At 54.2% G+C, this 20,550-nt stretch carries 19 protein-coding genes; 12 read left to right on the forward strand and 7 right to left on the reverse strand.

What is annotated here, in order from left to right; translation table 11 throughout:
* Positions 1-5: 5 nt before the first annotated feature.
* From accA to folE, 3 genes are all read left to right on the forward strand, one after another.
* A complete protein-coding gene (gene accA, locus H6F67_RS11930; protein ID WP_190766623.1) occupies positions 6-989 on the forward strand; it encodes an acetyl-CoA carboxylase carboxyl transferase subunit alpha in 984 nt (327 codons plus the stop codon).
* A 273-nt stretch (positions 990-1,262) separates the two neighbouring features.
* On the forward strand, positions 1,263-1,979 hold the full coding sequence (locus H6F67_RS11935; protein ID WP_190766625.1) for an SDR family oxidoreductase: 717 nt from the start codon (positions 1,263-1,265) through the stop codon (positions 1,977-1,979).
* Between the two features lie 53 nt (positions 1,980-2,032).
* Positions 2,033-2,740, forward strand: coding sequence for a GTP cyclohydrolase I FolE (gene folE, locus H6F67_RS11940; protein ID WP_190766627.1), 708 nt, complete (start codon positions 2,033-2,035; stop codon positions 2,738-2,740).
* A 38-nt stretch (positions 2,741-2,778) separates the two neighbouring features.
* Here folE and H6F67_RS11945 read toward each other — a convergent pair whose 3' ends face one another.
* The 4 genes from H6F67_RS11945 to H6F67_RS11960 all read right to left on the reverse strand — a co-directional run bounded on the left by H6F67_RS11945 (position 2,779) and on the right by H6F67_RS11960 (position 5,589).
* Positions 2,779-3,960 carry an FAD-binding oxidoreductase gene (locus tag H6F67_RS11945; RefSeq protein ID WP_190766629.1) on the reverse strand — a complete coding sequence of 394 codons (1,182 nt, stop codon included), beginning with the start codon at positions 3,958-3,960 and terminating at the stop codon, positions 2,779-2,781.
* Complete coding sequence (locus H6F67_RS11950; RefSeq protein WP_199304371.1) at positions 3,957-4,370, reverse strand: RidA family protein; 414 nt, start codon at positions 4,368-4,370, stop codon at positions 3,957-3,959. The genes H6F67_RS11945 and H6F67_RS11950 overlap by 4 nt, the downstream gene beginning before the upstream one ends.
* A gap of 223 nt (positions 4,371-4,593) precedes the next feature.
* Positions 4,594-5,115, reverse strand: coding sequence for a hypothetical protein (locus H6F67_RS11955; protein ID WP_190766631.1), 522 nt, complete (start codon positions 5,113-5,115; stop codon positions 4,594-4,596).
* Positions 5,116-5,157: 42 nt separating this feature from the next.
* Entirely contained in the window at positions 5,158-5,589 is a 432-nt protein-coding gene (locus tag H6F67_RS11960; protein ID WP_190766632.1) for a hypothetical protein, read from the reverse strand.
* Positions 5,590-5,820: 231 nt separating this feature from the next.
* Here H6F67_RS11960 and H6F67_RS11965 point away from each other — a divergent pair, with 231 nt between their 5' ends.
* Positions 5,821-6,636 carry a transglutaminase family protein gene (locus H6F67_RS11965; protein ID WP_190766634.1) on the forward strand — a complete coding sequence of 272 codons (816 nt, stop codon included), beginning with the start codon at positions 5,821-5,823 and terminating at the stop codon, positions 6,634-6,636.
* On the opposite strand, the gene ribBA is transcribed toward H6F67_RS11965, so the two are convergent.
* Positions 6,633-8,363: a bifunctional 3,4-dihydroxy-2-butanone-4-phosphate synthase/GTP cyclohydrolase II gene (ribBA, locus tag H6F67_RS11970; RefSeq protein ID WP_190766636.1), complete on the reverse strand. Its 1,731-nt coding sequence runs from the start codon at positions 8,361-8,363 to the stop codon at positions 6,633-6,635. The two genes, H6F67_RS11965 and ribBA, sit on opposite strands and share 4 nt — an antisense overlap.
* Before the next feature lie 236 nt (positions 8,364-8,599).
* On the opposite strand from ribBA, the gene argC reads away from it, so the two are divergent.
* The 3 genes from argC to H6F67_RS11985 all read left to right on the forward strand — a co-directional run bounded on the left by argC (position 8,600) and on the right by H6F67_RS11985 (position 12,396).
* Complete coding sequence (gene argC / locus H6F67_RS11975; RefSeq protein ID WP_190766729.1) at positions 8,600-9,655, forward strand: N-acetyl-gamma-glutamyl-phosphate reductase; 1,056 nt, start codon at positions 8,600-8,602, stop codon at positions 9,653-9,655.
* Between the two features lie 80 nt (positions 9,656-9,735).
* Positions 9,736-10,377 carry a class I SAM-dependent methyltransferase gene (locus tag H6F67_RS11980; RefSeq protein WP_190766638.1) on the forward strand — a complete coding sequence of 214 codons (642 nt, stop codon included), beginning with the start codon at positions 9,736-9,738 and terminating at the stop codon, positions 10,375-10,377.
* A gap of 186 nt (positions 10,378-10,563) precedes the next feature.
* Positions 10,564-12,396: a GAF domain-containing protein gene (locus H6F67_RS11985; protein WP_190766640.1), complete on the forward strand. Its 1,833-nt coding sequence runs from the start codon at positions 10,564-10,566 to the stop codon at positions 12,394-12,396.
* Between the two features lie 218 nt (positions 12,397-12,614).
* Here the strand turns inward: H6F67_RS11985 and prmA are convergent, their stop codons facing one another.
* Positions 12,615-13,499, reverse strand: coding sequence for a 50S ribosomal protein L11 methyltransferase (prmA, locus tag H6F67_RS11990; protein WP_190766642.1), 885 nt, complete (start codon positions 13,497-13,499; stop codon positions 12,615-12,617).
* Positions 13,500-13,591: 92 nt separating this feature from the next.
* Positions 13,592-14,293: a hypothetical protein gene (locus H6F67_RS11995; RefSeq protein WP_190766645.1), complete on the reverse strand. Its 702-nt coding sequence runs from the start codon at positions 14,291-14,293 to the stop codon at positions 13,592-13,594.
* A gap of 163 nt (positions 14,294-14,456) precedes the next feature.
* On the opposite strand from H6F67_RS11995, the gene mnmG reads away from it, so the two are divergent.
* The 5 genes from mnmG (at position 14,457) to H6F67_RS12020 (ending at position 20,526) form a co-directional block, all read left to right on the forward strand.
* Positions 14,457-16,379, forward strand: a complete 1,923-nt coding sequence (gene mnmG, locus H6F67_RS12000) for a tRNA uridine-5-carboxymethylaminomethyl(34) synthesis enzyme MnmG (protein WP_190766647.1) — start codon at positions 14,457-14,459, stop codon at positions 16,377-16,379.
* A 98-nt stretch (positions 16,380-16,477) separates the two neighbouring features.
* Positions 16,478-17,539: a hypothetical protein gene (locus H6F67_RS12005; protein WP_190766649.1), complete on the forward strand. Its 1,062-nt coding sequence runs from the start codon at positions 16,478-16,480 to the stop codon at positions 17,537-17,539.
* Positions 17,540-17,652: 113 nt separating this feature from the next.
* Entirely contained in the window at positions 17,653-17,928 is a 276-nt protein-coding gene (locus tag H6F67_RS12010) for a hypothetical protein (protein ID WP_190766651.1), read from the forward strand.
* Between the two features lie 107 nt (positions 17,929-18,035).
* The gene (locus H6F67_RS12015; RefSeq protein WP_190766652.1) at positions 18,036-19,172 is read left to right on the forward strand and encodes a HetZ-related protein 2; all 1,137 of its coding nucleotides are present in this window, start codon (positions 18,036-18,038) and stop codon (positions 19,170-19,172) included.
* Positions 19,173-19,257: 85 nt separating this feature from the next.
* Positions 19,258-20,526, forward strand: a complete 1,269-nt coding sequence (locus H6F67_RS12020; protein ID WP_190766654.1) for a hypothetical protein — start codon at positions 19,258-19,260, stop codon at positions 20,524-20,526.
* The last annotated feature ends 24 nt before the right edge of the window (positions 20,527-20,550 follow it).

Below are 20,550 nucleotides of genomic sequence, written 5' to 3' on the forward strand. Positions count from 1 at the left end.
GCGACATGGCAGTGACAGAACGCAGACCGATTCTTTTGGAATTTGAAAAACCGCTCGTTGAGCTAGAAGCGCGGATCGGGCAGATTCGCGAACTGGCCGAAGAAAACGATGTCGATGTGTCTGACCAAATTCGCCAGCTTGAAACGCGAGCCGTTCAACTGCGGCAAGATATTTTCGGTAATCTCACGCCCGCGCAGCGCTTGCAGGTAGCTCGCCACCCCCGCCGCCCCAGCACGCTCGACTATATTCAAGCGATCGCCGACGACTGGATCGAACTGCACGGCGATCGGCGAACAGGACATGACGATCCGGCGATCGTCGGTGGCGTTGCCCGATTGGAAGATCGTCCGGTCGTAATTCTCGGTCACCAAAAAGGCCGCGACATGAAGGAAAACGTGACGCGCAATTTTGGGATGGCTTCGCCCAGCGGCTACCGAAAAGCCATGCGCCTGATGGATCACGCCAATCGGTTTGGTATGCCGATCATCACCTTCATCGACACGGCAGGCGCGTATGCCGGACTGGAAGCAGAACGCTTAGGGCAGGGCGAAGCGATCGCCTACAACCTGCGCGAAATGTTTCGGCTGGATGTACCGATTCTCTGCACGATCATTGGCGAAGGCGGGTCGGGCGGCGCGTTGGGCATCGGCGTGGGCGATCGCCTTTTGATGTTTGAGCACTCGGTTTACATGGTTGCCAGTCCAGAAGCATGTGCGGCAATTTTGTGGCGCGATGCAGCCAAGGCTCCACAGGCGGCAGAAGCCTTGCGGATTACGGCGCAAGATTTGAAGGAGTTGGGCATTCTTGACCAGATTTTGCCAGAACCGATCGGCGCGGCTCATGCCAATCCGCTTCAGGCGGCAGAAACGCTGAAAACGGCTTTGCTAGAGAACTTGGCGGAATTGACGCAGATGAGCAACGTGCAGCGACGTGATCTGCGCTACCAGAAATTTCGGGCGATCGGTCAGTTTGAAGCAGCGGGTCGATAGCTGAGAATGCGATCGCCCAAAGAAACCAATCTGCTGCCATCGATCGCCAGTGCTATAATACTGAAGTCAACAATTGTTTACAATTTTTCAGCCTTCGGATACATGACAAGCGCTGATTAGATTCATTAGCGCTCCACAAGCCGATTGCTGTTCACCTGTTTGTAAGCAATGTTGCTCGGCTAGCCGCTATGCCAACTTCTGTCTACGTCGGTGTTGCTGCTGGCTTTGTCGCTCATTCCGTAGGACGCACCGCAGCGGACTTTAACAGAATTCATGACTTCTTCCATACAAGGCCACGTCCTGATCACCGGAGCGGGCAGCGGTATCGGTCACGCAACAGCGATCGCGTTTGCACAAGCAGGCTTTCATCTGGTGCTGGTCGGGCGATCGATCGCCAAGCTCGAAGCGGTTGCGGCCAAAGCCCAATCGTTCGGCGTGACTGCACAGGCAGTTTCGATCGATCTGGCCGAAGTTGAAACCGTCAAAGCCAAGCTGCAAGCGATCGACGCGCCGATCGACGTGCTGATTAACAACGCTGGCATGGGCTACACCAATACGCTGCTCGATACTTCCCTTGAAGACTGGCAGCAGGTGATGACGCTCAATCTCACCAGCGTCTTTCAGTGCATTCAGGCTTTTTTGCCACAAATGCGCGATCGCAAGCGCGGCACGATCGTCAACATTGCCTCGATCGCGGCTGCCAATGCATTTCCAGGTTGGGGCGCATACAGCGTCAGCAAAGCCGCCCTCGTTGCTTTGTCAAAAACGCTGGCGGTGGAAGAACGCAGTCACGGCATTCGCGTCGTGTCGATTTCTCCAGGCTCGGTGAATACACCGATTTGGGATACCGACACCGTTCAGGCCGATTTCGATCGCGCTCAAATGCTGACGCCCGAAATGGTCGCCCAAACGATTTTGCATACGGTTCTTTTACCTGCCCAAGCTGTCATTGAAGATCTGACCATTGCGCCGAGTGCGGGGGCGCTGTAGTCGATCGTGTTTCAAGCTCCGTTTGACTTTTTGTTGATTTTTTTCCCAGAACTATGACTACTGCTTCTCCCAACGGCAACGCTCCCAAAGCTGCACTGACCGAAACTGATGGCCTGAATGTCGAGGTGCGTCCCGATCGCAACACGCTCAACGGTCAAGACCAGCCGAAATTGCAGCCGAACAAGACCGAAGCCACCGAGCAGATGACCGCTGCCGTGCGCGAGATTTTGCTGGGCGTCGGCGAAGATCCCGATCGCGAAGGTCTGCTGAAAACGCCGAAGCGCGTTGCCGAAGCGATGCAGTTCCTCACCAGCGGCTACGCCCAATCGCTAGAGCAACTGGTGAACGGCGCGATCTTCGACGAAGGCCATAACGAAATGGTTTTGGTGCGCGACATCAACGCCTTCAGCTTGTGCGAACACCACATGCTGCCGTTTATGGGGCGCGTTCATGTCGCCTACATTCCCAATCAAAAAGTCGTGGGTTTGAGCAAGCTCGCCCGCATCGTCGAGATGTATTCGCGCCGTTTGCAGGTGCAAGAACGCCTGACGCGCCAAATTGCCGAAGCCGTCAAGTCAATCTTGGAACCGCAAGGCGTCGCCGTTGTGATGGAAGCGACGCACATGTGTATGGTGATGCGCGGCGTCCAAAAACCCGGCTCGTGGACAGTGACCAGCGCTATGCTCGGCGTCTTTCAAGATGACCAGAAAACGCGAGAAGAATTTCTCAGTCTAATTCGCCATCAGCCTGCGTTCTTCTAGATGCGATCGGGCGATTGATCGCCCGATCGTCCCACGTCCTACTGCTTCAGCACGGTTGAACTGAATCGCTCGATCGCCAACTGCGCCAAAACTTCATCATCTGCCTGCTGCCGAGCAAACCGCCGCGCCACAGGCGGCACAAGAGCAAACGGATTGCTAAAGCCAGAGAACACGATGAGATTTTCGACGCCGGGAACTGCACCCACAATCGGCAGTCCATCGCCGCTAAAGGCAACCGTGCAGGTGCGCCATTCTCCCGGTACAGCTTTGAGGCTGGGCAGCACGGTTGCGATCGCTTCGCGCATTTCCAGTTCGCTTTGAGCGCGATCGATCGTCATCGTTAGATCGCTGAAGGTGCGGCTGATTTGACCGATTCGCAAGCTGCGATCGCGCATCTGCACCACGCCCGCATCGAGAATCGGCGCGGCAATTTCCTGATCGGGTTGATTCCACAGGGAATCTGTTTCAGCCGCTCCTGCGATCGCTTCCATTGCAAACCGCTTGAGTTCGGCAGGCATGACGATCGATCGCAGTTCCAGTTCGAGCGGCGGGGTTTCAATCAGTTCCGCGATCGTAAAGTAGACGCGCACCGGAGCGAATGACTGCACCAAATGCCGAGTTGCCGAGCCTGCTGCCACGACGACTTGAGCCGCTGAGTAGGTTGCATCTTGCGTTTGAACACCTGTTACGCAATTGCCCGATCGCACAAAGCCGAGCACCTGTTCGTATTCGATCGCGCCACCCAATCGCTGCATGGCCTGCTGATAGGCCGCCACGATCGCAGTTGGAGAAACATGACCGTGACGCGCGTGCAGCGCTCCGGCGATCGCGGTTCGATCGAGCAAGGGTTCGATTGCCACTGCCGTGTCGCGATCGATCAGGCAAGGTGGAATCTGACAGCGGGCATAGTTGGCGGCGATCGATTCCGGGTTGCGATCGGAATCGATCGTCAGCACCAAATCGACTTCGCGAAACTCAATGTCGCTGCCTAATTCTTCAGAAAGCTGCGAGTAACGTTCTTGGCTTTCGCGGCAGAGCGCTTGCAAAAGTGGCGTGGAGCCTGACCAGTAGGCAATGCCGCCATAGCTGTAGTGGGTCGCGTTCTTGGGCGCGGCGGATTGTTCAATCAGCAGAACGGACTGTCCGACCTGAGCTAGTTCGTAGGCGATCGCTGAGCCAGCCAGTCCGCCACCCACTACGATCGAGTCATAGGTTTTCATTGCGCTTCCTGCAAGACAACAGCATCGACTTCGATTTCGACCAGCATCTCCGGCAGGGCAAGGCGACTCACTTCAACCAGCGTGTTCGCCGGACGAATTTCGCGAAAAAATTCGCCGTGTGCTTTGGTGGCCTGCTGCCAGTCATCCATGTTGGTGATGTAAACTCGCGTCCGCACCACGTCGCGCAGGCTAGCATCAAGCGCTTGCAGTGCCGCCTCAATTTTCTTCAGCACATACGTTGTTTGGCCGTAGAGGTCGCCCAAATGCTGAATTTCTCCTTCAGCATTGCTGGCCGTTGTGCCTGCCACATAGACGAATTGACCAACGCGCACCGCTCGCGAGTATCCTGCGATCGATTCCCAAGGCGTTCCGGTCGAAAACTGCTGCCGTTCCATGTCTGATTCAGTCACAATCGAAGTCGATCGCTACTCTACACCGAAGTGCTTGCGGCGTTTGCACTGCACCGATACATTTAGTCGCGATCGAATTCTCGGTGATCAGGCAAGATTTTGTAGAAACAGAGTTTGCCGTCAAGATGGACTCTGGATGCAGTTGCAGGGCGACGGTGTGCGCTCAACAAACAAAGGGCACGGCGATGCCATGCCCCTACGGTGGTTATTGCCGGAAACAGAGCTAGCGGCGACCGCCGAGCCACTTGGCGGCAACTGCGCCCATGATTGCACCGACAACCGGATTGCTGAGGAACTTGACCAAAGCGGGCTGTTCGGCCATCACCTCTTGGAAAATATCCGGGTGGTTGTGGTAGGTGAAGGCGGCAAGCTTGGACACATCGTCCGCGCTCATCCGGTTCGGATTGTGTGTCGAAAGGCCAAGTTGCCGTTCAAGATCGCGCTCTTTCAGGCCGCGCTTTTCAAGCTGCTTGAAGAATTCCCGCGCGACATCATCGCGCTCGTTTGGCGCAATTTGGGCGATCGCCTTTTGCAGTTCCGGCTCCATTTGCTGAGTCGGAATCGTGTTGGGGTGCATGTTGCGACCGAACAGTTGGCGGCGTTGCGCGGGAGTCGATCGCTGGGCAAAATCGTCAAAGTTCTCGTATTCTTGCTCTGGATCAGCAGGCAGATCTTTTAGCGATTCGACATTGCCTTGCGCCAGTTCACGATTAATTTCGCGCTTGTATTGGTCACTTGAAGACATTTTTCAATTCTCCCAATTTCAATCAAATTTGGTCAAACTGACCTACTGATACTCGATTTGCTGCGAGGCATTATCGTAGTTTGCAGTCAGAATCAGCTTTTTGTCGGGCGCGTAAACGAGGACTTTCAGGTCGCGGTTGGGAAAGTTTTTGCGGAAGCCTTCCACCAGCGATCGCGTCAGCGAACGCACTTCATTGGGGCGGACATTATCCGTAATCACGACGCCCAACTTGTTGTCATCACGCACGTAAGCGTCTGAAACGACGCCCTGTGCAGTCTGAACAACCCACTGACCAAAATCTTGTCCGCGAGCGCTGTTGCCTCGGCTCAACTCAGAATATTGATTTGTATCGCTGTAGGTCGGAACGCTGGTGCGATCGGCAGTTGGCGCAGCGCTACAGGCCGTTGACACCACCAGCACCAACACCAGCACGATCGACATCAAAACCTTACGACTGCGCTCAGCTAAACTCATTGGCTTCTCCTATAAAACATCTGCTGAAGAGTCACAAAAATCTAACCATACCCGCAACTTCTGAAGGCGAATTCATCAGAAAGACTTCATTTTTGTTGCTTTAACAACAATCTTAGAAAAAGGTATTTGTTAGCCAGTCTATCTACGGGAATATTGACCGCTCTAGCGCCATAGAGAAAATCGATCGCGATATCATGCAAGTGCGATCGATCCTTATTTTGTTTAACTTTTATGAAATTCAAAACTGGCTGTCAGTTGCGCTACCAGGTCGAACAGCCCAGCACGCTAATTTTTGGGATTCAGGTCGAAAAAAGTTCACAGCAGCACATTTCACAAGAAACGCTATCGACCGATCCAGCCATCGAAACCGAGTCGCAAATCGTCAACGGCAACCGCCTGTTGCGCCTGCAAGCGCAGCCCGGAACGCTGAATTTGCGCTATGAAGCGATCGTCGAGCGCAATTTTGTTCCTGTCAATCCAGATGAGGCGATCGAAACGCTGGCCGCCGATTTGCCGCTGGATGTGTTGCCCTATTTGTTTCCCAGCCGCTACTGCCAGTCCGATCGCCTGATGCGCTTGGCAACGGCTCAGTTTGGCGATTTGAAACCGGGGTATGACCGGGTGAGAGCGATCGCCGACTGGATTTTCGAGAATGTCACGTACCTTTCCGGCAGTACGGACTCGCAAACGTCCGCCTTTGACACGGTGACGGAGCGGACGGGCGTTTGTCGCGATTTTGCCCACTTGGGAATCGCGTTCTGCCGCGCCCTGACGATTCCCGCTCGCTTCGTGGCGGGATATGCCTACCAGCTTCAGCCGCCGGATTTCCACGCTTGCTTCGAGGCGTATCTGGGCAATCAGTGGTACTGGTTTGACCCGACACGACTGGCTCGCGCTGAACATTTCGTTCGCATCGGCACAGGCCGCGACGCCGCCGATGTGTCGTTTGCAAATTTATTTGGCGTGCTGCGGATGGAAGAAATGCACGTCTTTTCAGAATTGCTGAGCGAGGAGGAAAGTGGAGCGATCGAAACGAGTGCCGCCTAATCAGTGGGCAGATGGCTCGAAAACACGTAGATCCGCTGCGTCTCCAGGCGATCGCGCAAGTCTGAAGGCTTAATGCTCGACTCAGTGAACGGCTGATCGAGGCGGAAAATTTGGCGATCGAGCTTCACCTGCAAATTCGTCAGTGGGTCGCCTCCCGTTGAAACGAGAAATTCCACCTGCTCAACCAGCGGCCAGCTTGCCAGGTTGTCGAGAATTTGAGCGATCGCCTGCGTGTAGGGATGTCCCGCTTCCTCGTACCAGTTGAGTTGACCGACAAGCGGCTGATCGAAACCGAGGTGAACCACCAGTGAAGATTGCTCAAATAAGGCAGTCGCCAGCGCTCTTGCTTCTTCCTGGACAAGGAGATCGTGAGCTTTGGCAAGATGGCGCAGTTTTTCCAGGCGTTCGTAGCGATCGGTCGGGGTTTGCGGTTCGTCACGCCAGTGAATTGCCACTGTGACGAGGTAGGTTTGCAGCAAGAGGTGGCCGAGCTTTTCGGCTTTAGTGGCGAGATAGTCAGCGTTGTAGGTGGTGGCTTCGATCAGCAGCGGGACGCGATCGACCATCTCCATGCCGTAGCCTTTCAGTCCGGCAATCTTGCGCGGATTGTTGGTGATCAGGCAAAACTGATGCACACCCAAATCATTGAGAATCTGTGCGCCCATGCCGTAGTTGCGCTGATCAGCCGGAAAGCCCAAGCGCAAATTCGCCTCGACCGTATCAAGTCCCATGTCTTGCAGCGAATAGGCTTTGAGCTTGTTGACTAAACCGATGCCGCGCCCTTCCTGCCGCAGATAGACCACAACGCCTTGTCCGGCATTCTCGATCATTTTCAGCGCGGCCTGAAGCTGCATTCGACAGTCGCAGCGCAGCGATCCGAGCGCGTCTCCGGTCAAACACTCGGAGTGCATCCGCACCATGACGGGACGATCTTTGAAGGTGGCAGGATCGCCTTTGACGATCGCCAAATGCTCGGAATTATCCAGCAAATTGCGGTAGGCATACACCTGAAAATGACCGAACTGCGTTGGCAAATCGGCAACAGCCTCGCGATGCACAAAGCGTTCGTGCTGAAGCCGATAGTTGATCAAGTCCGCAATGCTGATGATCTTGAGCTTGTGCGTTCTGGCGTATTCAATTAGCTCTGGCAGTCGCGCCATCGAGCCGTCAGGATTTTGAATCTCGCAAATCACACCAGAAGGATACAGCCCTGCCAGTCGCGCTAAATCCACGCCTGCTTCGGTGTGTCCTGCTCGCTTGAGAACGCCGCCTTCTTTGGCTCGCAAGGGGAAAATGTGTCCGGGACGACGCAGATCGCTCGGCTTCGTCATTGGATTAATCGCCACCTGAATCGTTTTGGCGCGATCGTCTGCCGAAATTCCTGTCGTTACGCCCAGATGCAGCGCAGCGTCAATACTGACGGTGAACGCCGTTTGCTCGTTTTCGTCCTCAAAGCTTTGGTGTGTCACCATCAGCGGCAGTTCAAGCTGATCGAGTCGATCGCCCGTCATCGCCAAACAAATCAAGCCTCGCGCTTCAACCGCCATAAAGTTAATCATGTCCGGCGTCGCGAACTGAGCGGCACAGATGACATCGCCTTCGTTCTCGCGATTTTCGTCATCAACCACAACCAGAGCGCGACCCGACTTGAGATCGGCCAAAGCCGACTCGATCGAATCAAACTGAAATTCAGCAAAAGCGGGATTCGGTGAGTGTAGCGGTTCCACAGAAACGTCCCTAAGCGTGAGGAGTTTTGTAAAGAATTCTAAATTTTTCCAATTGAGTCCATTGTAGCCTGTCGCGCTAGCTGCCAACGATTGAGTCGCACTGACCGATCGAAAGTTGGCTGAAACACATCGATTACGTTTGCTAATTACATCCCTAAGAAGTTTTTAGGTACTACAATGCACCATCGAGAGGCTTCATGCAAAAAGACTCCGTTCACCTTCAGCAGGCAGACATAATGGGCGATTCGAGACGCATTCCCGTAGGTATTGTTGGCGCGTCGGGCTATGGCGGTGTGCAGCTTGTGCGTCTGCTGCTGGAGCATCCGCAGGTGGAACTGGTGTATCTCGGTGGCGACAGTAGCGCGGGCAAATCGTTTGCAGACCTTTATCCGCAGTACGATCGCCCCAGTCTCAAGATTGAACCGATCGATCTCGATGTGATTGGCGATCGCTGCGAAGCGGTTTTTCTCGGCTTGCCGAACGGCTTGGCCTACACAATGGCTCCGACTTTGCTGGAAAAAGGCTGTAAGGTTCTCGATCTTTCTGCTGACTATCGCTTCATCGATCCGAGCGTTTACCAAACTTGGTACGGTGGCGATCGATCGGATTTTGCCCAAATGGAAATGGCCGTTTACGGATTGCCGGAACTGTATCGCGATCGAATTGCCGAAGCTCAGCTTGTGGGCTGTCCCGGTTGCCACGTGACGACTAGCCTGCTTGCCCTCGCTCCGCTGTTCAAGCAAGGACTGGTAATTCCCGAAACGGCAATTATCGATTCAAAAACCGGAACATCCGGCGGCGGACGACAAGCGAAAATCAATATGCTGCTGGCAGAAGCCGATTCGACCATGAGCGCTTACAACGTCGGACGGCATCGCCACACGCCGGAGATTGAGCAGATTTGCAGCGAACTTGCTGGGCATGAAGTGATGGTGCAGTTCACGCCGCATCTTGTGCCAATGGTGCGCGGCATTTTGGCGACCGTTTACGCAACGCTGCGCGATCCAGGGTTGGTGCGTGAAGATCTAATCACGATCTATCAGGCGTTCTACCGGAATGCACCCTGGGTAAAGATTTTACCGAGCGGCGTTTATCCACAAACGAAATGGGCAAGCGGCACAAATCTGTGCTACATCGGCATCGAAGTCGATCGCCGCACCGATCGCGTCATCGTTCTATCTGCCCTTGACAACCTGATGAAAGGTCAGTCAAGTCAAGCAATTCAGTGTTTCAACATCATGATGGGCTGGCCGGAAACAATGGGTCTGCCGCAGATGAGTTTCTATCCGTAGCGCTGGCTTTGTGTTGTGGCTTGCTGCGAAGAATTTTGACTTTTTCTACAATGGAAAGGTAGGATTTCGCTGAATTTTCGATGCTTCGCCCCGATCAACGCACCAAGCTAGACGACACAAACGACACGTTGTTTTACGATGCGCCGCGCTTCGTCACTCATGTTGATGAAGGCTTTATCGGGCAGCTTACGGATTTGTATCGCGATCGCCTCAAGCCCAACACGCGCATCTTCGACATGATGAGTAGCTGGGTGTCGCATCTGCCCGACGAAATCAAGTTTGAGTTTGTCGAAGGGCACGGGCTGAACGAAGAAGAACTTGCCCGCAATCCGCGCTTGGATCACTACTTTGTGCAAAACCTGAATCAGAATCAAACGCTGCCGCTTGCAGATTGTTCGTTTGATGCCGTCCTCAACACCGTTTCGGTTCAGTATTTGCAGCAGCCCGAAGCAATTTTTGCCGAAGTGCATCGCATCCTCAAGCCCGGAGGCATCGCAATTTTCAGCTTCTCCAACCGGATGTTCTACCAAAAAGCGATTCAGGCGTGGCGTGACGGCAGCGAACGCGATCGCGTCGAACTTGTGAAAGGCTATTTTCGATCGGTTCCCGGATTCGCCGAACCGGAAGTGATTGCGCGATCGCGTTCCGTTCCCGGTTTTCTGCAAATGTTGGGCGTCTCTGGCGATCCGTTCTACGCCGTCATTGGCACTCGGCAAGGCTAAGACCAGCTTATAAATCTGTGTAGAACTTCACAATTGTTCGTTTAGTTACATTTTGTGTAATACATTAGCGAGTATCTGCGAAATGTGAAATTTTGAAAGAAGCCTCTTCACGAAGAATTCATTTTCTGCTTTTTGGGTTTTTCAACTTGAGCTATGCCTCCGTTTGCGTGGGGCAGGGATGTGGATATGAATGCTGACTCTGCTGCTTGGAAGGATTTTGACGCATCGCTGGCCTGCACCGAGAAAGCAAATCAATTGTTCTGGTTCGATCGTGTGATCACACCCTCCATGCCTGAACTTTTGACCGCGCTGACTCAGCTTTCGAGCGAAATTGCCCAGTCGATTCGGCGATCGCTCGATTTTGAACTTATCCTCACCACGATTGCCAGCCGCATTCGCGAATTTCTCAACGTCGATCGCGTCTGCGTTTACCGCTTTGAATTCGACTGGAGCGGCACGATCGTCGCTGAATCGGTCAGCGACCCCAGCCATTCGATTCTCGGTCTGCAAATCAAAGATACTTTCTTCAACGCCCAAGGCCGCGAACAATATCAGCAAGGCCGAATGCAGGCGATCGCGGATGTCTCAGAAGCGAACTTGTCACCCTGCCACGCCGATTTACTAGAGCGGATGCACGTGAAGGCGAATCTGGTTGTGCCGATCGTGCAGCAAACCGACACGCAAGAACGGCTTTGGGGCTTGCTCGTCGCGCATCAGTGCTCCGCTCCGCACGAATGGCAATCGTTTGAGGTGCATCTGCTGTGGCAAATTGCCGCCCAAGTCAGTTTGGCAATTCAGCAAGCCGAACTTTATCAGCAGGTGACGCGCCTGAATGCCGAACTTGCCGCCCAAGTGCGCGATCGCACCCTTCAGCTTCAGCAGATGCAAGAGTTTGATGCGCTCCTCAAGCGCATTAGCGATCGTGTCCGCGACACTTTGGATGAAGACGAAATTCTCGCTACCGTCGTGCATGAACTCAGTCGGGCGCTTGGTGTCGTTTGCGAACCGCAGCTAGACGATCCGACGAATCGATCGCGCAGCGCTCCCGGAACGGGATCGACCACTTTGGAGCAAGACGGTCAGCCTGTGCAGCTTTGCCGCCAAGACCAGCGAGCCAGACAAAGCCTGTTGCTCTGCCCAATTTTCAACGATGAAGGCTTGCTCGGTCACTTGCAGTTGATGCGTCCGGCCAGCCAGCAGTTTAGCGCGATCGAAGTCCGCCTAGTCCAACAGGTCGCCAGCCAGTGCGCGATCGCCATCCGCCAAGCCCGACTCGACAAAGCCGCTCAGATGCGCCTGCACGATCTAGAGCAGTTGCACCAGCAAAAAGACGAATTTCTCACGACAGTTTCGCAGGCGCTGCGATCGCCCGTGTGCAACATCAAAATGGCCTTGCAGATGTTAGAGGCGACCTGGCAGCGTGAAGTGATGCCAAGTAGCGGTGAGGGCACACAGCGGCAGCAGCGCTATTTGCAGATTTTGAATCGGGAGTGCGATCGCGAAATTCAACTGCTCAACGATCTGCTGGATTTGCAGCGGTTGGAAGCTGATTTGCAGACAGTTTCACGCGGGGCGATCGAGCTTCCGCTCTGGCTGATGCAGGTGAGCAAGCTGTTTCAAGCGCGAACGCAGCAGCGACAGCAAACCATTCACCTCGACCTACAGCCGAATCTGCCCATTCTGATTACTGACCCGACTCATTTGGGGCGCATCATCAGCGAACTGCTCACCAACGCCTGCAAATACACGCCGCCTGGAGGGGACATCATCCTCGCCACCCAAGCCGATGCCAAAACGGTGCGAATTCGCGTCATCAACACAGGCAACGCCATCGCGCCCGAAGATCAAGCGCAAATCTTTGACAAGTTCTATCGCGCTCCCAAGTCCGATCGCTGGCAGCAAGGCGGCACAGGACTCGGCCTCGCCGTCGTCAAAAAGCTCACGCTCCTGCTGAATGGTGATGTGCAGGTCGAAAGCGCCAACGACTGCACCTGCTTCACCATTACGCTGCCTCGCTAGAGGCGATCGCCATGAAAAATCCGTCGAGGCTCGATCGCCTTGGCGGGTTTGTCAGGCGAGTTCGGTAGAATTCTGCTCGATCGCACTCATCCTGCACAGAGATAGCGTACTTTAAAGCATTCCGGATTAGCACTGGTGAGAGTGAGACAAGAAACTAAAGCAATTTCGTAAAAAATCGGGGCTGTATCCGATTCCTTTTTGGGCTTGCGTGCTTAAAATTACGATCGCCTGACGTTTAAACAGCACCAGTCTTTTCGCCGCCACAGCGTTGCGACAATCCAGCCATTTTGCTCTAGCGTGTCGGCGATCGGCTTCACCTGATCGAGCAAAATGCCGCTGAAAACTGCCCAAGTGGTTTCTTTCACCAGTGGATTCATTTGCGGAATCAGATCGATAATCACTTCCGCCAAAATATTGCAGACAATGCCATCCACAGGTTGAGGCATCATCTCAAGCAGCCGCGCCACGCTGCCCACTTCAACGGCAAGGCGATCGCTGGCGATGCCGTTCAGTTCGCGATTGCTGATTGTCGCATCGATCGCCAGCGGGTCAGTATCGACTGCGTAAGCTTGCTTGGCACCCAGCAACAGTGCGCCGATTGACAGAATTCCTGACCCGCAGCCTACATCTGCAATCACCGCTGCACTGGGTTCGCTCAATCGCATTTCTAAGGCTTCGAGGCAAAGCTCAGTCGTGGCGTGAGTTCCTGTGCCAAACGCCATGCCCGGATCGAGTTTGAGGACAATGCGATCGGTTTCGGGAAGCGGAATCCAGGCGGGATTGATTAAGAAGCGATCGCCAATTTCTTGCGGATGCCAATAGGTTTTCCAACTGCTTGACCAGTCTTCTTCATCTATTAGCTGCCACTGCACAGCGGGAATTGGCAGTTCTGCACAAAGTGCATCTTGCCGCAGCAGCAGTGAGAGGGCAGACAAATCGAGCAGTTGCGCTTGTGCCTGAGACAAATAGCCGCACACCAAGCAGCTTTGTCCCTTCACTTCGCTGGATGTGCCGCGACAGCCAAACGTTTCTAGCCGCCAAAAGACTGATTCTTCTAGCGCCAAATCGCAAAGAACTTGAATTTCCCACCAGCTACTTGCCACGACTGTTCATCGATCGCCTTCCCCACAATATCGCTGAATTTCGTTTCTTTGACCGGATTGATCAAGAAAGCGTCACTGCGTGATGTTGCGATTTAGAGTTGGCGAGTCTGAATCAATTCACCATACGCGATCGCAGTGTCTTTGATCGCCTGGTATTCTTGCTTGATTTTTCGGTATTGCTGATCGATCGCGAATCCGCTGTCTGGAATCAAATCAGGGTTGTATGCTGCAACTTCTCTGCCGATGAGCACTTCACGAATAAATCGCACATAAACCTGCTGAAGTTCTTCAGCTTTATTGAGCAGGTTTTCAATTTGAATCAGCGCTCTTTCATAAATATCTTGCTGGCCTGCATAAAAGTCAGAAGTAGTAACTAAATCGAGCAGTTCACTGATTTTTTGATGCTGCTTATTTAAGTTCAAAATTTCTGGCTCAACAAATTCTATGTGCTCTTTCATCAGCAAGCTGAGATCTTGAGCGATGCGAATACTGATGTCGTTTTGGGTGTCGGCTTGTCTGAGGCTGGGAACGTGAGCCGATCGCAAATCGTGCCAGGAAAAGATATATTGCACGTCGCCTGCGGACGTTAATCTTGGAAAAATAACTTGAATTCTACGATTTTGATTGCTGTCATAGAAAATGCCTAAATTGCCGAGGGGAAGATTGGAGTAGCGAGTTTTGGCTCCTTCAATTTCCACGACGCCACGCTTGCGAATTCGATCGAGCTTTTGCTTGGGATAGAAAACAACCCAATAAATTCCACCGATCAGCGCAAGTGTGAATAAAATACTCATCGTGGTTGCAGCCAGTTTTGCTGGGGATCAAATCGTGGTGGCTGAATCTTAAGTATCGCAAATCTAACCAGATTGACAATTGAGCGTGACCCAAGCCGATCGATTTCGTTCTGGCTTGCGCCAAATCGCTAAAATTGAACTGTGCCTTTTGCAAATCTTCAAAATGTCGATCGATTTTCAAGATTCATTTGATGTCGTGGTGGTGGGAGCAGGTCATGCCGGATGCGAAGCCGCGCTTGCTTCGGCTCGGTTGGGCTGCCGAACGCTGCTGCTGACCTTGAATCTCGACAAAATCGCGTGGCAACCGTGCAATCCCGCTGTTGGTGCGCCTGCCAAATCGCAACTGACGCATGAAGTGGATGCGCTGGGCGGCGAAATCGGCAAAATGGCCGATCGCACCTATCTGCAAAAGCGCGTCCTCAATATTTCTCGCGGTCCCGCAGTCTGGGCGTTGCGGGCACAAACCGACAAGCGCGAGTATGCCGCTGTGATGAAGCGGATTGTCGAAAATCAAGAAAATCTTGTCATCCGCGAAGGCATGGTGACGGATTTGGTTTTGGGCAAAAACGACGAGGTGATCGGCGTTCAAACCTATTTCGGCGTCGCGTTTGAGTGTCGCGCCGTCGTTCTCACAACGGGAACTTTCTTGGGCGGCGTGATTTGGGTGGGTGACAAGTCGATGTCGGCGGGACGAGCAGGCGAATTTGCCGCTGTCGGCCTGACGGAAACGCTCAACCGCATGGGCTTTGAAACTGGACGACTGAAGACTGGAACGCCTGCCCGCGTGGACAAGCGATCGATCGACTACTCGCAACTGGAACCGCAACCGGGCGATTCCGAAGTCCGCTGGTTCAGCTTTGACCCGGAAGTGTGGGTGGAGCGCGAGCAAATTCCTTGCTACCTGACGCGCACCACTGCCGAAACACATCGCCTGATTCGCGAAAATCTGCATCTTTCCCCGGTCTATGGCGGCTGGGTAGATGCCAAGGGGCCGCGCTACTGTCCGAGCATCGAAGATAAGATCGTCCGCTTTGCCGACAAGGAATCGCACCAGATTTTTATCGAGCCAGAAGGCCGCGACATTCCCGAACTTTATATCCAAGGGTTTTCGACCGGACTGCCCGAAGCGCTGCAAATTCATCTGCTGCGATCGCTCCCCGGACTGGAACACTGCACGATGCTCCGCCCTGCCTATGCGGTCGAATACGACTACCTGCCCGCCACGCAGTGCTATCCGACGCTGATGACCAAAAAGATTGACGGTCTGTTCTGCGCCGGACAAATCAACGGCACAACCGGATATGAAGAAGCGGCTGGACAAGGTTTGGTGGCGGGAATCAATGCTGCCCGATTGTGTCGATCGCAATCTCCGGTCATCTTCACTCGCGAACAAAGCTACCTCGGCACGCTAATCGACGATCTGTGTACGAAAGATCTACGTGAACCATACCGAATGCTAACTTCGCGATCGGAATATCGCCTCTTGCTGCGATCGGACAATGCCGACCAGCGCTTGACGCCATTGGGACGCGAGATCGGGTTAATTGACGATCGCCGCTGGGAAATCTTCACCCGCAAACAGGCCAACATTGCAGCCGAGAAAGAACGCCTGCACGAAGTTCGCGTCAAGGAACACGACCAACTCGGTCGCCAAATTGCCGCCGACACGCAGCAGGCGATCAAAGGCTCGATTACGCTGGCGGATTTGTTGCGCCGTCCAGGATTTCACTATGTGGATCTCGATCGATACGGATTGAGCAATCCTGATCTCGCCTTGGAAGAGCGCGAAGGCGCAGAAATCGACATCAAATATTCCGGCTATATTCAGCGTCAGCAAAACCAAATCGATCAAATTTCACGTCAGTCGAATCGATCGCTACCTGCCGACTTGGACTACAACCAAATCGACACGCTCTCGAAAGAATCTCGCGAAAAACTATCGCAGGTGCGCCCCTTGACGATCGGTCAGGCGGCTCGCATTGGCGGCGTCAATCCGGCTGATGTGAATGCGCTTTTGGTGTATCTTGAGATTCGCGCTCGCAGCTTGGCAACAGATGTGCGGGAAGTCGCCAAGCCGATCGCCTAATCATTTGCAAACTTCCTGCACCATCGACGGCAAAATCAGGTAGAATCGGGCGCAAGCTCAGCGCGTTCCGGCTGTCCGTCGCTTTCAGGTAAAGTTCTATGTCTCAAGAAGTCAGCACCAATCCTTCTGTTCTCAACGAAATCGACGAGTCAGCGTCTAGCCGCATCGCAGACCCGATCGATCTGCTTGGCGATGGCAGCTTCCCGATGGACTCATACGCCAACCGCTTGATGGATGAGCTATTTGGCGAAGTCGATCGCTTGTTTGAAGGCGGCAGCTTACCAGTTGAAGCGCCCGCACCCGAAGAAGTCGTGTCTTTGCAGCCGATCGCCATTCCGCACCTAGAAGTGCCGGATCTGCCGCCTGCCGCGCTTGCTCCAATTGAATCAGAAAGCCAAATTGCCACACCCGACGCAGAAGCGATCGCCACTTTGGAGCCTGCTGAGCAATCTGGCGTGAATCGCTGGCTTTTGGCGGCGGCTTTTGCCTCGGCGATCGCCGCTGGCGTGTCGTGGCTTGTCTTCTTCCGGTCTGCTGCCCCACCTGCTGAATTGAGTCAAACCGCTCAGCCGTCTCAGGCCGACCAGCAGTTTGCCAATTATGTGCAGCGATCGCTCGATCGCATTGCGGGTCGCGCTCAAACTGATGCACCTACAGTTGCGGCTGCTTCGAGTCCGGCACTTCCCAGCGTTGCCGTTCCCAGCAGTGTCCCCAATGCCGCACCCTCTGCGCCCGATCGCGTTTACATCCCGGTTTATCAGCCACCGCAGACGCTTTATCCGCCTGTTGGTGTTGCCCCCGTACCCGTTGTGCCGCCCGCTGCTCCCTCTGTAGCAGTTGCTCCTGCGGCTCCTGCGGTGCAACCCGCACCCGCTCCGGCTGCCCCTCGACCTGCAACGGCTGCCCCTCGACCTGCAACAGTTCCGGCTCCGGCGGCTTCAGTGGCGGCGGCTCCCGCTCCGCAGCAAACGCTGATGGGATTGATGCAGTTTGGCGATCGATCTGCCGCTTTGTTTGAGGTGAACGGTTCGCCGCAGCGCATCAGTGTGGGCGAAAATATTGGCACAAGCGGCTGGACACTCGTTTCCGTGTCAAACGATGCCGCTGTAATTCGGCGCAATGGCGAAGTGCGATCGATCTACGTGGGTCAGCAGTTTTAATCGCAACCAGCAAGGCAGTACAATAAAGCACAGTGAAGCCGCCTTGACAGTAGGCAGCTTGAGGCGTCATCAGGGATGGCATCAGCAGACGCCGAGCCAGATTTGAGGTGGCAATGGTGAACAACATCGAGCAACAGCGGATCGAAGCGATCGTGCAGCAAATCGGCGAAACCGTTTTGGCAACTACCGAAACGGTCGATCGCTTAGCCAGTCGTGTAGATGCGATCGCCCAGCAGGTGCAGCAGCAGGGCTACCAAATTTTCGCGCTCAGCGATGCCGTTCAAACGCTGGCGGAAAATCACGACAGCGCACTAGAGCAGTTGGGGCAGTTGACACAGGCGCTACAGGGCTTGGTGAACGCGATCGAAGACAGCAGCGAAGCACAGTGAATTCATTGCGAAGTCACCCGGATGGGTGAATTTTTCTACCAGGTTCGTAAGAGATATTTCTTGAATAGATATAAATAGAACAAGTCGGGAACCAAGGATACTATCCCATGCCGCTGATGCAGGACATTACGCAAGACTGGCAGGCACGACTTGCCGCCGATTGTCCAGGCCAATCTGCTACCCAAACGGGCATTCTTCGCTGGCTCATTGGTGAAGATCCCGATCGCTTCTCGGATCTCGATGCGACCGGACTGGCGATCGCGCAACAGGCAATGGACTATCGCTATCGAATTTTGCAGGAGCGCTATTTGCGTGCTGCGCCCGAACAAGCCTATCAAAAGCTGCTTCAGCGCTTGGGCAGCTTATTCCTGATTCGCAACAAAATTCGCACAGGCGTGGCGCTCTCTCGCGATCGGCATCGATCGGTGAAAGAAGTGCTGCAAGAAGTGATTCAAGAACTGATTCAAAGCGACAACTACATTCGTCAGCAGATGCAGTGGATCGCCCAGTGCAGCCCGAATCCGCGTCTCCGTAATGCTTTGATGCTCGCCAGCATCGAAGAATACTGCCTGCGTCCGATTCGCAATCAGCCGCTTTTGGTGTATCGATTCGTGAACTATTTGAAGCGATCGCAGCGCGGCGGCATGACGCAGGTTCCCGGTGGCGAATCGGTGCGCTTAGTGTCGGAAGAAATTGCGCCCGACGATGCCGACAATGCCTTTAGCCTGCTTGATCCCCAGGCGATCGCCCAGTATCAAGAAGAACAAGCGCTGCAAGAACAGCAAACGCTGCGAACAACGGTCAAGAACGAATTTTCCGCCTATCTCGAATCAGAAGTCGAACCGGATGCGGCTCGCTGGCTGGAGTTGCATTTGCAGGGTCAGTCGCAAGAAGCGATCGCCAAGCTGCTCGACCGCCCGATCGGAGAAGTCTATCGGCTGCGCGAAAAAATTAGCTATCACGCCATGCGCGTGTTTGGGCTGAAGCATCAGCCGGACATGGTGATGTCTTGGCTGGGCACATCGCTTGAGCAAAATTTAGGCTTGACGCCGACCGAAGCCGATCGCTTTCGCCACACGCTGACGCCCGACGATCGCACGCTGTTTGACCACCTCATTGAAGGCCGAAAAGCGGGAAAAAGCATGGAGGCGATCGCCAAAGAACTCAATCTCAAAACCAACAGCCTCACCAGCAAATTCATCAAGCTTTATCTCGCCGTGCAAGAATTCCGTAATGCTGCTTAGTCTTTACTGAAGTTTTGCAAAATCATTATGCGGTATTGCCAATTGAGGCGGCTAAAATAGCAACAACATTCCCTTCTCGCCTGCTATGGTGTCCCCATTCAGCGATCGCGCCGAATCAAGTTCCTCCGGCCATCGTCACTTGTTGTCCTACTTTCCTGCTGATTGGGCAGATCGGCTGAACGCTGAGCAGATGTTCATCTTAATTGATGGCGTCTTGCCCTTTGAAGCCTGTTTATATCATCAAATTTTGCCGCTGTTTTTGGAAGGCAGCCGCCTCAACTTGGGCATGGTCAGCCCGGATGATACCGCTGCGCTTGACTATGCGCGGCGTATCGTTTCTTACATGAACTACTCGTTGGTTTCGCGGCCTTTATCGTCTGAAGCGCTGCAAGCCGTTTTGTCGGCTTATTTGCAGCAGGGTGGCAGCCGCCAGTCACTGCCAAAATTCAAAACCCCAAAACCGACACGCGGAGCGGCTCGCAAGCGTCACAGTCCATCGATCGATCGCCAATTGCAGCAAACCTTAGTTGTAGACAGTCCGGAAGAGCTGACGCTGCACAGCATGACGCCGCAGGGCATCGCCACGCCACCGCCGGAAATTCCGTTTCAGCCTGCACCAGTGCGCCGCGAAGAATCGATACCACAGGCCTTCGATAGCGAGCAGTCCTCCTTCCCATCGATCGAACCCGACGAGCCAACAGCCCCACCAACGATTCCACCCTCGGTAATCTCACCGTTGCCGCTGCTCGAAGTCGAAGCAAACTATCTCTCTAGTCCGATCGAACAGCTTGCGATGCTGCCGCCTGCCACGCTGCTCAGGGAACTGATGGCGCGAGTGCTGCTAGGCGGCATTGGCCGATTGTATTTTGAGCGCCAGCCGCAGTACGGGCGGGTCTTGTGGAGTCAAAACGGCGTGCTGCAATCCGTCCTCGATCGCTTGGATGCCGACCAGTTTCAAGGCATCATCAGCGAACTTAAGCAGATGTGTCACCTGTCGCTGATTGCCGTCAAGCATCCGAAGCAGGTTGAGATCGAGCGGATGCATCAAAATACGCGCTTGCTCCTGCGGTTTCGATTCATGCCCTCGGTCAATGGTGAAGAAGAAGCCACGCTGCAAGTCTTGCGCGGCGCAGCCTTGCGGTTCTATCAGCAGCAGCAGCTATCGAGCTTGGAGCGTGATGCCCTCACGATCGCCAAACAGCTTCAGCTTAAAGTGAACGAAATTCGCGATCGCGCTCGGCTAGAGCCAGGAACTGCTCGCAGCAAGTTTGACTCGCTTCCTGCTCTGAACCAAATGCTGCGCCACATGGAGGAGCAGATCGAGCACTTGCAGTCCGAGTCGCCTTCACCTTAAGTCCCTCTTCTACTCAGAAGAGGG

This window comes from Microcoleus sp. FACHB-1515, assembly GCF_014696105.1.
Lineage (GTDB): Bacteria > Cyanobacteriota > Cyanobacteriia > Elainellales > Elainellaceae > JAAUTJ01.

Excerpts from the sequence above, each read along its gene's own strand:
- argC (WP_190766729.1), top strand. The coding sequence starts at position 8,600 with ATGGGCGATTCGAGACGCATTCCCGTAGGTATTGTTGGCGCGTCGGGC.
- H6F67_RS11980 (WP_190766638.1), top strand. The coding sequence starts at position 9,736 with ATGCTTCGCCCCGATCAACGCACCAAGCTAGACGACACAAACGACACG.
- mnmG (WP_190766647.1), top strand. The coding sequence starts at position 14,457 with ATGTCGATCGATTTTCAAGATTCATTTGATGTCGTGGTGGTGGGAGCA.
- H6F67_RS12010 (WP_190766651.1), top strand. The coding sequence starts at position 17,653 with ATGGTGAACAACATCGAGCAACAGCGGATCGAAGCGATCGTGCAGCAA.
- H6F67_RS12015 (WP_190766652.1), top strand. The coding sequence starts at position 18,036 with ATGCCGCTGATGCAGGACATTACGCAAGACTGGCAGGCACGACTTGCC.
- accA (WP_190766623.1), top strand. The coding sequence starts at position 6 with ATGGCAGTGACAGAACGCAGACCGATTCTTTTGGAATTTGAAAAACCG.
- H6F67_RS12005 (WP_190766649.1), top strand. The coding sequence starts at position 16,478 with ATGTCTCAAGAAGTCAGCACCAATCCTTCTGTTCTCAACGAAATCGAC.
- H6F67_RS11945 (WP_190766629.1), bottom strand. The coding sequence starts at position 3,960 with ATGAAAACCTATGACTCGATCGTAGTGGGTGGCGGACTGGCTGGCTCA.
- H6F67_RS11995 (WP_190766645.1), bottom strand. The coding sequence starts at position 14,293 with ATGAGTATTTTATTCACACTTGCGCTGATCGGTGGAATTTATTGGGTT.
- H6F67_RS11965 (WP_190766634.1), top strand. The coding sequence starts at position 5,821 with ATGAAATTCAAAACTGGCTGTCAGTTGCGCTACCAGGTCGAACAGCCC.
- folE (WP_190766627.1), top strand. The coding sequence starts at position 2,033 with ATGACTACTGCTTCTCCCAACGGCAACGCTCCCAAAGCTGCACTGACC.
- H6F67_RS11955 (WP_190766631.1), bottom strand. The coding sequence starts at position 5,115 with ATGTCTTCAAGTGACCAATACAAGCGCGAAATTAATCGTGAACTGGCG.
- H6F67_RS12020 (WP_190766654.1), top strand. The coding sequence starts at position 19,258 with ATGGTGTCCCCATTCAGCGATCGCGCCGAATCAAGTTCCTCCGGCCAT.
- H6F67_RS11960 (WP_190766632.1), bottom strand. The coding sequence starts at position 5,589 with ATGAGTTTAGCTGAGCGCAGTCGTAAGGTTTTGATGTCGATCGTGCTG.
- H6F67_RS11935 (WP_190766625.1), top strand. The coding sequence starts at position 1,263 with ATGACTTCTTCCATACAAGGCCACGTCCTGATCACCGGAGCGGGCAGC.
- H6F67_RS11985 (WP_190766640.1), top strand. The coding sequence starts at position 10,564 with ATGAATGCTGACTCTGCTGCTTGGAAGGATTTTGACGCATCGCTGGCC.